Origin of the sequence: Shewanella sp. UCD-KL12 (genome assembly GCF_001957125.1) — a bacterium.
Lineage (GTDB): Bacteria > Pseudomonadota > Gammaproteobacteria > Enterobacterales > Shewanellaceae > Shewanella.
In genome coordinates this window covers 51,621-65,270 of the sequence record NZ_MPHJ01000014.1, presented here as the reverse complement: position 1 = coordinate 65,270, position 13,650 = coordinate 51,621, and the positions used below count along the sequence as shown (strand labels likewise).

Genomic DNA, 13,650 nt, shown 5'->3' with positions numbered 1-13,650 from the left:
TTGAGATAATTTATAGAAGCTCCAACAATGTTGAGTAATAGCACAATAGAACACCAAACTTCATCCACTCAGGCTCCGCTGACTTTAGTTATTATGGCTGCAGGGCTTGGCAGTCGTTTTGGTGGCGATAAGCAGTTAGCGCCTCTAGGCCCAAATGATGAGACCATGCTTGAGATGTCAATCATCTCGGCGTCAAAGGCTGGCTTTAATCATGTGGTCTTGGTGATTAGGCCTGAATTAGAGGCTGAACTGAGCACACTATTTTATGATCGCATCAAGCCTAATCTCACTACCGAGTTTGAGTGTAGTTTTAGTCATCAAAAGATAGACGATCTCCCTGAGGCTGCACTCACACAACTTGCTGAGTTTAGCCATAGAGAAAAACCTTGGGGAACAACCCATGCACTCTGGAGTGCTCGCCATCAGGTCAAAGGTCTAATGGCAGTGATTAATGCTGATGATTACTATGGTGACTCTGCATTTACTCTTCTCGCACAAGGTCTAAGGGCAAACCCTAATGACTGGATGTTAGTCGCATACCCGTTGAGTTTAACGTTATCTGAGCATGGTGGTGTTAATCGCGGGGTCTGCCGAGTTGAGCATGGAGTGCTAAAAGGCGTAGCTGAATGGACTGGTATTCGTGAAACCGCACAAGGCATTTTTGGTGCTTGTGATGGTGTAGATAATCAGTTGGCAGGCGATACACCTGTCTCTATGACCTGTTGGGGTTTTTCGAGTGATATTTTTACTGCCATAGAGGCTGAGTTAATTCAATTTATTACCGACCATGGGTTAGAAGCAAAATCTGAATGCTATCTCCCGACTGTGGTACAGCAGTATATGGGGCTTGATAGTGATACGCCTCTCGCTCTGGGTGTGCCAGCTAAACAGATCTTGGTAAAGACAGCTCAAGAGCCGTGGTTTGGTGTAACCTACCCTCAGGATGTGGCGTGGGTCAAAGGTAAGCTCCGTGGAGTTTTACAAAATAAAAATGATGGAGTTATTGCGTGATCGATTTTATTGAGCATACAGTTTTGCCCTATTTTGGTATTAAAAGCTGTGATGCAAAGGTTTCTCCATTGGGAAATGGCCATATTAACGATACTTTTCTTGTTCGCTGGAGTGAAGGTGAACTGGTACTGCAGAGGATTAATACTCAAGTATTTAAAACGCCAGATGCACTGGTTGAGAATGCACAAAAGATTGCTGAGCATTTAGAGAAAAAGTGCAGTAGTGATGCTTACTCATTGAGTGTGGTTAAGCCGCTGCGTACGGAAAAGGGCTTGTTGGCCGTCGATCTCGGAGAAGAGGGTTTTTGGCGCGCGATTAACTACCTCGCCCACAGCCACAGTATTGATGTTGTCAGTTGTGAAGATGAAGCTTTCTCTGCTGCTAAGGCATTTGGTCATTTCTCTTCGGCATTAAGCGATTTTGATGCGACTGAACTTAAAGATGTTATCCCGCAGTTTCATCACCTTCCCGGAAGAATTGAGCAATTACAAAGTGCTGTAAATGCCAATGAGCACGCTAGGCTAGATAGCTGTTTGGAGTGGGTGGATTTTGCACTTTCCCAGCAAGACCTATTGCAAGAGCTTTCCAAGTTATCGTCTGTTTTACCGATTAGAACATGCCATAACGATACTAAGATCAATAACATGCTTTATGATAAGCGTGATATGAGTAGCTTAGCTATTATCGATCTTGATACCTGCATGAAAGGTCATCTTATGTATGACTTTGGTGACATGGTGAGAACCTTCACCTCTCCCGAAGAGGAAGATTCAACCGCGCTAGAAAGTGTCTGTGTACGTGAATCTATTTTTGCTGCTATCTGTCGTGGTTACTTAAGTGAGCTAGGTACAGTGCTGAGTGACGATGAGAAAAATAGTCTTTGGCTTGGCGCACGCGTTATCTGTTTAATGATTGGGGTACGCTTTTTGACCGATCATCTTAATGGTGATGTGTATTTTAATATTCATCATAAAAATCATAATCTAGAGCGAGCGGCTAACCAGTTTACCTTGTATAAGAGCCTTCTTGAGCAGCAAACTAAGCTCAAGGCTTACTTCAATTAACTCCTCTATCAGGGCGAAGCAATATGGCTTCGCCTTTTGGTTTATAGCTGCTTGGCTTATCTATCTGCTGCACTAAAAAATTATGCCTTAAAGCGGGGACAAACAGTTCATCAAACATCTGTAAGTTATGATGACTCATATCGAGCCAAGCATCCAATAATGGTGAGGCCTGAGGCAGTATCAATGGGCTCGCTTTGCTGTGATAGGGCACTAAATCTGGATGAGGTGGGTTTGTGATGATTGAGCAAGAAACCCGATACTCCCCAGTCTTTGGATGTCGCCACTCTTTGTAAAGGCCTGCTAAAGTAATTGCCGAGTCTTGAGCGATAAAGTCATAGTATTCTACGCCAGTTTCATGCTTCTCTGTTTCGCCAAACCCTTTTGCTAAGATGACACATCGACTCTCTCTGAACGGCTGATACCCTGCCGAGTTAGGTTGATTTAATTTATCACAGCGCGTGTTAAAAGAGGTAAACCGGCTTGGCGTGAAACCCTCATAGCTCATATCTTGCAGTAACCACCAATTAGCCTTTTGTAACCGTCTGACGCCTTGCGTTTCACGAATAATAAAAATCTCATCTGTGGGCTTTTTAAAGCGGCAATATTCCATATCGTTGGGGTTAGCAACCGATAGCTCTAGTAAGCTAGAGCGCATAAAGAGATCGTCAATAAAGTTGAGTCTGCCGCACATATCGTCGTTTTCTAGCTCAATGAGTACTTAATAATAACGGCCAGTTTGAGGAAAAAACAACTCTATCTAAAAGCATGTATAGAAAACAAAATAACAGGTGTTAGAACAGAAGGTAGAAGATAGAACCTATAACGCCGGCAATACTCTCACCTGCAATACAGCCCGCAGCGATAGCGAGCATAAATCGCTGTGACCACTTAGGTGCAAGCAAGCGTAAGAACCAAGCCAGAACCGCACCAATAAATAGCATAATGCTGACATGTGCAGGTAGTACAAAGGCGAGGCCCATCGCTGACATGCTAGGTAGGTATCTGTGCCATTTTTGTTTAACCACAAGTAGAAGTAGCTCATTGATCGTGGCAGCAATAATACCGATAAACATGGCATATCTGGCCGATTGTGGAATTGCTTCTAGCCCTTCCGTTAGGGCAATAGCCACCGACTTCCATATAGCGACGCCAGGTGCAGGCCACTGCTCTGTCATCAATTGTGTTGCTGGGTTGGGTATCAGTACCATAAAGATTGCTGCACTGACGATACAACCTGTCACTATGCCGCATGCCTGGGCGATGAATTGCTGTCTTGGTGGTGTGCCAAGTAGGTAACCTGCTTTTAAGTCGTTGAGTAGATCAGTAGCTTGGCCGGCTGCGCCACCAGAGACATTGCCAGTCATTAAATTAGTCGAGATATTACCTGGGCTGATCACCGCAAACGATAACTGTGACATCTTACCTAGTGCGCCCATTGGTGGAATACCAGTTTCACCGACAACTTGTGCAGCAACGACGGCAAATACAAAGGCCAAGGGGACCGCAAGTATTGCGGCAAATAAGCTGATATCAAAAAAGGTTATCTGCAGTGACACTATGAGTGGCGTCAGTAAAGCGAGAAAAGTATATTCCTGCCAGCGCCACTCCAATGCGAGCCGTTTATTTTTATTCGATTTTAGCAGCACAATAGCGGTGCTAGTGATGGATGACGCGAGCATTAAGCTAACGCCTGGCCAAAGTAACCAGTCAACGAGGAATACAAACCAACTGGTGTCAGCAGGCCCCGCTTGCTCCCAGCCTTGGCCAAGAATATAGGGGCCAAGCCCAATCCAGCCTATGATACAGCCAAGCATAATACTCAGTGCTGACTTGAGACCTATAATACTGCCGAATGCCAGCAGCATGTATGAAGGCTCAAGGATAAAGCCGAGGTTTTTTGCGCTAATACTCGTGCCTGTTAACGCACCGTATCCAGGGATTGAGAACCCCAGTGATAGCTTCATCGAGCCCGGAAGAATAATTCGGTGAGATAGCGCGACAGCTGCTGCAATAAATAACGCTCTGATTTTCTTCTTTGCTTCATTGCCATTATCAAATATGTCGGTAATGACCTCTGCTGTAGCGATACCTGCAGGGAAGGGAAGTCGTGGGTTGTCGACCATGGCGGGCCTAAGCGCTGAAGCTACGCAGATCCCCAATAAACTAATCGCAATCATCCAGATCACCATAGGCCAATATTCAAATGGGTTATCGGTGATGATGAGGTAAGCGGGGATCGGCGCGACAAGGCCTGCGGCCATAGTACTGCAAGCTGCAGATGTTGCTGTTTGCTGAATATTACTTTCAGTTACAGACCATTTTCTGGTATTGAATAATGCGTGTGCGCTATGCCAAAAAATAAAGCCAAGTAATGCGGCCAGAACGGATAGGTTTAATGTCCAACCTACCTTTAATCCCATATAGATATTACATACAGTCAGAATTGAGCCAAATAACATGCCTGAGAGTATGGCTCTGACGGAGTGAGCTGTGTGATTCATTGTGTTGGGGGCTAAAGTAGGCATGTGTCTATTATCTTGTTATTAAACAGCGAGTGAAATCGCAGAATTTATCTCTAGCTTAGCTTTCAAATAGCTTAAATAGACTCAATAACCTATTCTGTGAGCATTGGTGCAAAGTGTGTGTACATTTGTCTATAACTATTTTAGATGAAACACGCTCTAAGACCCAGTGTAAATATCAATAATAGTAAGGCTCTCCTAGAAGCATCACTGTTTTCTTTCTATATGTGATCGAGCCATGCTTTGCTAGTTGGTGAATAATTTGATTGGTTGATATCCTTAATAAGCATAGGCGAGAAGGTCTATCTGTTCTATTTCTTATTATTCTGAATCTAATGACTACTTGTTAGTTATTTTTAAATAGACTCTCGTTAGTCACCTGTTTAAGGGGTTAGGTATTTTTATGAGCAAGGCTGCACGTGAGGCACTGTTACTCGATATTGCTAAAGCGCTAATTTTAGAAGATGGTGTCATGTCTTTTAAGTTTGTTGATATCGCTAAGCGAGCCGGTGTATCAAGGGCGACGCTATATAATCACTTTTCCGGAAAAGAGGATGTAGTAGTCAGTCTATTTGTTCGTGATGCTGGTGAAACCAAGAAGATGCTTTTACAAATACAAGCCGATGACAATCTTAATGATAGAGAGAAATTAGTATTGAGCCAGTTGGCACCAGTAGCGGGCTCTATGGAAACTCAAAACCGTTTCGGGACTACTTTACTCAGTGCCAACCCTGGAATCTTTATGTTTGCTAGTGAGGCTCAACAAGCTCGATTAGAGCTTATCGTTACTCAAATTAGAAGTATCATTTTAGATTTTTGGTTGACGCCTTTTAAACAGGGTCACATGAAAGTTTCCCAAGCTGAGCTTGAAGAGATTATGGCATCAGTTTTCCCCTATCAAAGAGGCTGTGTGATTATCCCGCAAAATGTGATGACAGCGGGGAAGCACATCAATTACACCCTGAGAAAAGTCTATGATAATTTAGTGAAATCGACAGACAGCTTGAATTGGGTGGATGTGCATACCAATATAGATTATGAGAAGACCTTGATAGCGATAGGTAAGCATAAAATTGAAGGAATGATCGCCTGCTAAGTCATTATATGATGCTGGTGCTCTTACTCTTCGGGACCGACTCAATAAAGGGCTGAAGCAATGGGCACTTGGCCGCTGCAACCTTAACTACAAAAATCATGATATTTTGTACGTCATCCCTTCTGCTCCCAACAGAGCAAACTGCATTGCACATACAGACATGGATGAAAGGTTCTTTTTCTACATTAGCGCTGTAAGCTTCTTCGATATATTCTCGAGCCGAAGAGGCGATATAGTTACTGACAGTGTCGACAGTGACTAGCCCAAATACCCTCGGGTGTATATCAAGCGAATTATGGATGTAATCCTCTATCCACCCTGATACCTTACCGATTTTATATTGAAGCTTCACTGAGCCGACTATCCCCATAAATGACACTCTTTCATTATGATGCCGTTTGATTCTATTAGTACATCGAGATAATCTTTTAGTAATAAGCCCCAGCCTAGGTAGAAGTCAGTTTTCGCATGTTCAATGATGAGCTCGGCGACTCTATATCCCCAAACAGCTAGATGCTCCCCTAGGATAACTTTAAGCTCTAATGTTTTCCCTTCATTTAGTACAAATTCCACCAGTTGTAGCACCAAAGATATGTGGTCAACGGGTTGGTTATCACCATCTGAGGTACTGAGTTTTATACCTAGTGCATCGATGCGTTCTTGGAGTTTCTGTGTGCTTGGCCCACAAAGCAGGTTATCTTCACTCAGGTAGTACGACCCCCACAATGGCACCTTCATTTTACCTGGGCCAATAAATAACTGATTAAAGTCCAATAGTAGAGTTGGCAGTTGTTTACTGGTGTATTGAGAGATGTAGTTGCTAATAAGTGTTACGCCTTCACTGCGGGTCTTGCTTTCAGTGAGTAGGGGGTAACATGCGTTGAAGTCATGCTCTTTATAGATCTCAAGCATCTTATCGCTAGGATCATGGTACATATTGGCAGCTAAGGTTGGGGTGATTTCAGCCAAATCTTTATTCATAGTAACTCCGAAACAAAAAGAAAGGCGGCCAGAGGCCGCCTTAAGCGATATACCTACTTGTCTAAGCTAGGCTCATATTGGTAGAACTCGAGTCCAGAAGTTGGGCCGACGTTACACCAAGTTGAAGTACCGAAGTATAGCTTGTCATCGATATCAACAACGTTACGGATACCGTTAGAACACTCATTGCCGAAACCGTTAGTGGTCAGCTTACGTGCATAACCGTCAGCTTCGATCATCAGAAGGTCGCCGCCTGGGATAAACTCTTCTCTTAGGAAGTTAGCATCCATTTCAGTCTTAGCGTAATCGTACATCCACATGGCCGGGTTATTAGCCATCTGACTTTTCCACTCTGGGCTTTGGAATACGATACCGTCGAACAGCATGTACTCACCAGCGTATGCATCGAATAGTAGGTCATGTAGGCCTGAGAATGCATCGAAAAATCCCCAGAATAACTTACCGTCTTTGGCAATAGAGGTCCAAGAGTAAACATTACCAGGGTTACCCATACCTGCTTTACCATGGATAGGCTTCTGACCTAGTAAGTTTGGTGTAGTCTTCCAACCATTACCATCGTTAACCTTCATTGTTTCGTAACCGTAAAGTAGCTCTACCTTAGAGGTGTCACCAGCACTTACCGCGTCGATATTGTTAAGGTTAATACGGAAGATTGAAGTGGCACGCCACTCGTTAATCATAAACTGCTTGTGATTGACTTCTTTATTGGCATCAATAACAGAGTAATCATGTGGATCAAGCCCTGTTAGCTCCGTGAATAGTTCAGGATCTGCCTTAGCAAAGTGCTTATAAGCGGCATCTGTACCTTGATGGTAGGTACCGAAGTACATGTAACCATCGTTAATCGCACTCGTCCCCCATTTAGCTCCCCAACGACCTTTTGTATCAGGGTCATACTGATCCATGCCAAATACTTCGCGGAATGTCAGTTGATTGTCTGCGGTGTAACCAGCATTAGGGATAGGATCTGAGATCAGAATGACTGACTCTTTAAACTTGTCATTACGTACGCCATCTTTATATACGAATGGGTGAGCTGAGGCAGACATGATCAAACGCTCAGTACCGTCAGTATGAGTGAACTGGCGCCAGTCACCAATCATACCGTACTGAACTCCATTTGGAGTATCTTCATTATCAAGTTGAGTCGAAACCTTACTCCAACCAGTGGTCGTTAGCGGATCAGTACCTTTAATGTTACCCCCTTCGAAAGGAGCATCTTGTGTACCCACCCAACGAAGTAGCTGAGTTGGACCATCACCAGCTTGAGTCATACCTGTTTCTGCACCTACGATAGTGTAGAAACCTGTAGTACCGTCAGCGTGTTTTAGTGTACGGAAGCGACGAGTGGTATCACCGACAATATCACGGTATCCAATAAATGAACGCTCTTTGGCATTAAATACGAATAGACGTAGACGACCTTGATCGTTAACTGTTTTCCAGTGTCCAGCGACAAAGACGAGATCGCCTGCAGTACCCGCGGCGCGGAAGCCATAGGTGTTGTTGATTGGCTTAAATGCTTCAGTAAACTGAGGCCCGCCAGATGTCAGCATACTCTCATGAATAACTTCTTTTGCACCTGTGCGGAAGTTATAGATGAAGATCTGTGATGGTGTGCCAGTCGTACCTGGAACTGAGCAGCCTGTAGTCTCACTCTCAAAAGTAGTGAGCTCGATAGGCATACCGATATTTTGGTATGGCCAAACACACCAACCGTTAGAGATAGTCCCCATCCATAACTCTTCGCCATTAGCTTCCGAGTCATAAACAGTAGTACCCCAAGGGTAAGAAGCGTTACGCATCTCTTTGTAACCCGCTGGCATGGTCTTTTCCCAGTCACGTAGTGGGTCATACTCATTACTTGGGCTGGTGGCACTGTAGAACGCCCCGTCGACGATAGTACGGCCAGCGTGTACAAATGGACCATCTACAACTGGAGGCTCAACAGGATCAACAGGATCAGTAGGGTCAGTTGGATCTGTTGGCGTGGTAGGGCATTGCTCTGGAGACGAAACTGTCTCACCGTTTTCACAGACGTATACCGTTTCTGACTCATCATCAGAACAACCGGTGAGCATAGTTCCTGCTAGCAAAATGGCTACCAGAGAAAGTTTAGTATTCATGTTATACCTCATTTGGATTTACTACTGAGCCGGCGCCTGAACCTACAGGTTGACCGTCTGGGTGTACTCTAAGAATTAAGTTTGGGTTTGTGATGCTCGCTGATGGTAATGGGGCTATTTCAGCCGTATTACCGTACTTAGCGCGCAATTCATCAATAGGGCCGAAGTCCAGTGCTCGATGGATGCAGCTATCAACACACATGGGTTGTTTACCCGCGTTGAGTCTGTCAATGCAGCCGTCACATTTAGTCATCTTGCCTCGGGCCTCATCAAGCTGGGGCGCGTCATAAGGACAGGCCTGTGAACAAGATGAGCAGCCGATACAGATATCGTCATGAACCATGACTAAGCCGTCTTCGCTACGCTTATGCATTGCGCCAGTTGGACAAGCTTTGGTACAAGCTGGGGTATCGCAATGGTTGCAAGAGATTGACGTGTAGTAGGCAAATACGGATTGTGAAAATACGCCATTGCCATTATCCGTACAGCTACCACCCGCGAATTCATATACGCGACGGAAGTTACGGCCTACATTCAAGTCATTCTTATCTTTACAGGAAACCATACAAGCCTTACAGCCTGAACAGATCTCTGTATCAACATAGAATCCTAATTGCATATTTTCTCTCCTATGCCGAGTAAACTCTGACTCGGTTAGTGTTAGAGCGGAATGACTTAGCAACCGGGCTAGGCTTACTATCTGTCAAGGTGTTCGCACAGCCGCCAACATCGATATCACCTTTCATGCGGCGCCATTGTCCTTGAGGCATAGCGACGACACCTGGAACGATTCTAGGTGTGACGCGAGCAGTGATCTCTAGCTTGCCTCTGCGGCTTTCGACTATGACTTTTTGACCATTGAGAACGCCTGCAGCACCTGCATCTATTGGGTTTAGCCATAGGTGATGCTCGAGTACTTCATTAAGCCAAGGTGTGCTGGCGTGAATGCTATGAGCGCTATGTTTACCGTGGTAGTTAATGCACTGCAGTGGGAACTCAGAAGCCGTATCATCTTCATATGACTCGTCACAGGCAAAATAAACGGGCAGTGGATTGATCTCGTCGGTGCCTTCAGCTTGGCTCTGCTTACTCTCGAAATATTGAGAGTAGATCTCGACCTTGCCGCTAGGTGTACCTAGAGGGTTTTGGTTAGGGTTTGTGATGAAGTCTCTGATCTTACCTACGTTGGGGTGCTCACCAGCGGGTTGGCGCTGAGGACCGAAGCTAACAAACTCTTCGAAGGTGTCACCTTGGATCCATGGGTTACTCTTCTTGAACTCAGTGAATACCTTGCGAACCTGATCTAAGTAGGTCATACCACCATTGGTAAACTTGCTTCCTATGCCCAGCTCGTTGGCGATCATATGGCAGATGTCGTAGGCAGGCTTACATTCGAACATAGGATCGACAGCAGGGGTGATGCCATATGCATACATCAATGAACCACAGTCCATCTTGTTGTAGCTTTGGATGACGTCATACATCTCAAGCCAGCTCACTTCCGGCAAGATGATATCTGCGTATTTCGCCGATGCCGTCATATGCTGTTCAATCACAACTACAAAATCGACTAGACTTTCGTCATTTAGTAGGCGGTCAGCTCGGTTGATATCACCGTTCTGGTTAGCCAACATATTGGATGAGGCTAACCATAGGAAACGTACGTTAGTTTCTAGTGGAGTATCAGCATCCATTAGGCTTTTGTCTGAATAACGCACATCATGGGTACTCGGCTTCATTTCTGTGCCGAACTCGATAGCGTCTAGGTGTGATGCTGCAGGAATAGTCACATCCATGATCTTCATGTTCATCAGATCTTTGAGCGAATCTGCTGGCATCATGGCGTAATGGGATAAACCATCGTTACCCGGTGTTCCGCCGTGGTTTGTACCCGCGCCACTAATTTTACCGACGAGTAACGGCAGCATCATCACTGCACGTGCGTTGTTCTCACCATTACCTTGACGTTGTGGACCGAAGCCCTGTGTCACGAATGGTGCAGATGCCGCCCCAATTGCTTGAGCTATTTCACGGATCTTCTCTGCCGGGATACCACAGATACTTTCGGCGCGCTCTGGCGTCTTAGCGATTCCGTCGGTAACACCTAAGATGTAATCTTGGTATTTATCGTAGCCAAAAGTGTACTGCTCAAGGAATGGGATATCCGCGTAGCCATCTGCTATCAATACATGTGCTAATGCTTCACACAGGGCTGCGTCAGTACCTGGGCGGATAGGCACCCACTCGTCAGTTGCTGTTACGGCAGTATCGGTAAATCGTGGGTCGATATAGTATGTTTTGAAGTTATTTTTCTTCTTAACATTCAAATATTCATAACCTGAACCTGCACCACCTAGGCGAGCTTCCATTGGGTTATACCCAAAACACACCATAAGATCGCTATCTTCTAGGCTACGTAGGCTCGATCCAGTATTCCAAAATCCGACAGTATCGCCATCGTTAGAGGCGAGGTATCCGTACATGCCTGCAGAACCTTCACGATACTGAGAAGCTGAGTAATCGTTATGGAAGAACAGGCAGCCGCCAGCCATATTCAGTAGTCGAACACTGGATTGAGTCACACCGGTATTGAGATCGTGAGAACCGCCGCCCAGAGGCATGAAAATGGCGTTCTTACCGTATTCAGCATAGGTTTTTTGCATTGCTGCCGCGACGCTAGAGACCGCTTCTTCCCAGCTAATGCGGACGAACTCATCAGAGCCTCGACGTCCTACACGTTTCATTGGGTACTTAAGACGGTCGTGGTTGTAGACCTTCTGACGCATTGAACGGCCACGGGGGCAAGGGCGAATTTCGTGATCGAAACTATCCCAATCGTCAGTAGCTTTTCCTTCAGTTTCAATGCGTGTGATCACGCCATCTTTACTGTGTACCTTCAAAGGACATGCTTGCCAGCAGTTTGTGGCACATGAGCCCCATGTCACACCTTCTCCTACTGGAGGAAGTACTGGTTCGCTTGGAGTTGGCAGAGGATCGCTGGCACTGCTGCTTTCACAGCCAGTCACCGTTGCAACCGCAGCCGCCGCTGCAGAGAACTTTAGAAACGTACGACGTTCCATAATTATTACCTCAGTTTATGGCCTTTACGGCCCTTACAGCTTTATTGTGAAAAATGCACCGATCTTATGGTCGGTGTAATTTTGATTGAGGTCGTCAATAGAGTTGATGGCTTCAATCGGTTGGTTGGCGTAGTTCGTGTCGTAGTTACGTTCATAGCTGTAAGCAAAACGGGTCGAGATACGCGCGTTGATGCGGTAATCCATATGGATTTCAGCAAGATGTTGGTACTGGTAGTAGTCACCCATTTCGGTGCTATCGATCGAGGTATCACTGCCAGAGAACGAGAAGGTGTAGGAGGTGCCAAGTGTCATATCGTCATTGATGTGGTACTTGTTCAGGCCAAAGCCGAAGTAGGTGAACTCGTCACTTACTGTGGTGTTGTGCAGCTCCAAGCTGTCAATGGTCTGCGTGCCAGCATAGGCGTTCAGGGTCATCTGCTTGCTGATTAGGTAGTAGCCGTCGAAGTTAACGGATAGCTCATCAGACTCTTGCAGGGCAGCGCTATCGCTGTACGCATCGCTGGCTAAGACCACTTTGAGGTTAGCGCCATACTGGTTTTGGCTGTAGCTAAGGCCAAGCTCAGTGCTGGTACGGTCACGGTCGGCGAGGTAATACTTTTGGAAGATATCGTCACCGATACGGTACTCTGAGCCCGTGCGGTCACCGCTGGTAAACTTAACGTGTGAGTTAAGTGCGCCCAATCGGTAATCGATACGGCCAAAGATTTCACTCTCTTGAGTCTCTTCACGGTCGCTGTCAGAGCGGGTTCGGTCGTTTTGCTCGAAACCTGCGCTGAACTTAGCACTGCCTAAACGGTAGCTGGCATCGACACCTAAACGTGTCTTGCTGCTGTCGATTGGGGTGTTGATGGCTTCGAAGAACTCGTAAGAGCCACTGACATTGTCGCGGTCACTGTAGCTATAGAAACCTGCGACCTTGATGCCAGCAAAGCGAGAGCTGATGCGGGCACTGTAATCGAGGGTTTCAACTTCACCATCGAAGTTTGAGATAGGCACTAATGAGTTTTCTTGCTCGATAGGACCGTCTTGAATCATCTTGCCTGAGGCTGCGCTAACGCTTAAACGTGTGCTGCCGTAGTTCAACCCAGCTTTAACGCTGGCTTGCTGGGCGTTGTTATCGGCATCGATACCGGTATTGTCGGTAAAATCTGAGTTAACAGCAGCCAGACCGAGATGCCAAAAGTCACCATGAAGCTGTACACCTGCGTTCATCACTTGGGTGGTGTGGTCGATGGTCTCTAAGTAGTTAGTCGGCTTTGGGTCAACCACTGAGCTGATACGCTGACCCTGCTTGTCTTCACTGCTTGCCTTAACAAAAGCGGTGACAAGTTGAGTTTGGTACTTAGCCCCGGCAGATAACTGCTGACGCTCGGCGCCGATATCATTATCGTCAAGATTCCAGCGGTTAACATAAGCCAGCTCTAGGGAGAAATCGCCTAGGCTGGCAGCAGCTTTTAGATAGCCATTGTCTGCGCCGGCGTTGTTAGCATCGATACTATAGTTAGCGCCGCGGCTTTCACCAAGAATATCGGCACTTGCACCGTATTGGCTATCTAAGTGAGTACGCTGCTCGGTCATGATACCGACGGTGTTGTTGTGCTCAGTGGCAACACAACGCTTACAGGCGTAGTCTTTTTCAATATCTTGAGGTACAGCGAAATTCGCTGCGGTAGCATTGGCTGAGAGAACAGCGAGTGCTACTAAAGTGAGTTTAGCGTTCATCGTCAG

11 protein-coding genes are annotated in these 13,650 nt (G+C 46.0%); 3 read left to right on the top strand and 8 right to left on the bottom strand.

The genetic code is table 11. The annotated features are described in order from the left end of the window. The first annotated feature begins 27 nt into the window (after positions 1-27). Together BM736_RS19340 and BM736_RS19335 are read left to right on the top strand one after the other, a co-directional pair. Positions 28-1,011, top strand: coding sequence for an NTP transferase domain-containing protein (locus BM736_RS19340; RefSeq protein ID WP_076415194.1), 984 nt, complete (start codon positions 28-30; stop codon positions 1,009-1,011). Continuing rightward, positions 1,008-2,075 (top strand): phosphotransferase enzyme family protein, encoded by a 1,068-nt coding sequence (locus BM736_RS19335; protein ID WP_076415193.1) that lies wholly within the window; start codon positions 1,008-1,010, stop codon positions 2,073-2,075. Before BM736_RS19340 ends, BM736_RS19335 begins: the two co-directional genes overlap by 4 nt. Here BM736_RS19335 and BM736_RS19330 read toward each other — a convergent pair. Both BM736_RS19330 and BM736_RS19325 read right to left on the bottom strand, forming a co-directional pair. Then, complete coding sequence (locus tag BM736_RS19330; protein WP_076415190.1) at positions 2,068-2,766, bottom strand: SOS response-associated peptidase family protein; 699 nt, start codon at positions 2,764-2,766, stop codon at positions 2,068-2,070. The genes BM736_RS19335 and BM736_RS19330 overlap by 8 nt on opposite strands. 100 nt (positions 2,767-2,866) lie before the next feature. Further along, positions 2,867-4,600 (bottom strand): OPT family oligopeptide transporter, encoded by a 1,734-nt coding sequence (locus BM736_RS19325; protein ID WP_076415189.1) that lies wholly within the window; start codon positions 4,598-4,600, stop codon positions 2,867-2,869. Between the two features lie 400 nt (positions 4,601-5,000). Here BM736_RS19325 and BM736_RS19320 point away from each other — a divergent pair, with 400 nt between their 5' ends. Continuing rightward, complete coding sequence (locus tag BM736_RS19320) at positions 5,001-5,693, top strand: TetR/AcrR family transcriptional regulator (RefSeq protein ID WP_076415187.1); 693 nt, start codon at positions 5,001-5,003, stop codon at positions 5,691-5,693. A 4-nt stretch (positions 5,694-5,697) separates the two neighbouring features. Here the strand turns inward: BM736_RS19320 and BM736_RS19315 are convergent, their stop codons facing one another. Genes BM736_RS19315 through BM736_RS19290 form a run of 6 tightly spaced genes read right to left on the bottom strand, consistent with a single transcriptional unit; the run spans position 5,698 to position 13,644 of the window. Then, positions 5,698-6,063, bottom strand: a complete 366-nt coding sequence (locus BM736_RS19315; RefSeq protein ID WP_076415186.1) for a hypothetical protein — start codon at positions 6,061-6,063, stop codon at positions 5,698-5,700. Then, entirely contained in the window at positions 6,054-6,674 is a 621-nt protein-coding gene (locus BM736_RS19310; RefSeq protein ID WP_076415184.1) for a molecular chaperone, read from the bottom strand. Before BM736_RS19310 ends, BM736_RS19315 begins: the two co-directional genes overlap by 10 nt. Before the next feature lie 53 nt (positions 6,675-6,727). Next, on the bottom strand, positions 6,728-8,821 hold the full coding sequence (locus tag BM736_RS19305; RefSeq protein WP_076415183.1) for a hypothetical protein: 2,094 nt from the start codon (positions 8,819-8,821) through the stop codon (positions 6,728-6,730). 1 nt (position 8,822) lies between these two features. Beyond that, positions 8,823-9,440 (bottom strand): DMSO/selenate family reductase complex B subunit, encoded by a 618-nt coding sequence (locus BM736_RS19300; RefSeq protein WP_076415181.1) that lies wholly within the window; start codon positions 9,438-9,440, stop codon positions 8,823-8,825. Positions 9,441-9,450: 10 nt separating this feature from the next. Continuing rightward, positions 9,451-11,901: a DMSO/selenate family reductase complex A subunit gene (locus BM736_RS19295; protein ID WP_076415180.1), complete on the bottom strand. Its 2,451-nt coding sequence runs from the start codon at positions 11,899-11,901 to the stop codon at positions 9,451-9,453. Positions 11,902-11,934: 33 nt separating this feature from the next. Then, positions 11,935-13,644: an MtrB/PioB family outer membrane beta-barrel protein gene (locus BM736_RS19290; RefSeq protein ID WP_076415178.1), complete on the bottom strand. Its 1,710-nt coding sequence runs from the start codon at positions 13,642-13,644 to the stop codon at positions 11,935-11,937. Between the last annotated feature and the right edge of the window lie 6 nt (positions 13,645-13,650).

Excerpts from the sequence above, each read along its gene's own strand:
- BM736_RS19310 (WP_076415184.1), bottom strand. The coding sequence starts at position 6,674 with ATGAATAAAGATTTGGCTGAAATCACCCCAACCTTAGCTGCCAATATG.
- BM736_RS19320 (WP_076415187.1), top strand. The coding sequence starts at position 5,001 with ATGAGCAAGGCTGCACGTGAGGCACTGTTACTCGATATTGCTAAAGCG.
- BM736_RS19340 (WP_076415194.1), top strand. The coding sequence starts at position 28 with ATGTTGAGTAATAGCACAATAGAACACCAAACTTCATCCACTCAGGCT.
- BM736_RS19330 (WP_076415190.1), bottom strand. The coding sequence starts at position 2,766 with ATGTGCGGCAGACTCAACTTTATTGACGATCTCTTTATGCGCTCTAGC.
- BM736_RS19315 (WP_076415186.1), bottom strand. The coding sequence starts at position 6,063 with ATGGGGATAGTCGGCTCAGTGAAGCTTCAATATAAAATCGGTAAGGTA.
- BM736_RS19325 (WP_076415189.1), bottom strand. The coding sequence starts at position 4,600 with ATGCCTACTTTAGCCCCCAACACAATGAATCACACAGCTCACTCCGTC.
- BM736_RS19290 (WP_076415178.1), bottom strand. The coding sequence starts at position 13,644 with ATGAACGCTAAACTCACTTTAGTAGCACTCGCTGTTCTCTCAGCCAAT.
- BM736_RS19295 (WP_076415180.1), bottom strand. The coding sequence starts at position 11,901 with ATGGAACGTCGTACGTTTCTAAAGTTCTCTGCAGCGGCGGCTGCGGTT.
- BM736_RS19300 (WP_076415181.1), bottom strand. The coding sequence starts at position 9,440 with ATGCAATTAGGATTCTATGTTGATACAGAGATCTGTTCAGGCTGTAAG.
- BM736_RS19305 (WP_076415183.1), bottom strand. The coding sequence starts at position 8,821 with ATGAATACTAAACTTTCTCTGGTAGCCATTTTGCTAGCAGGAACTATG.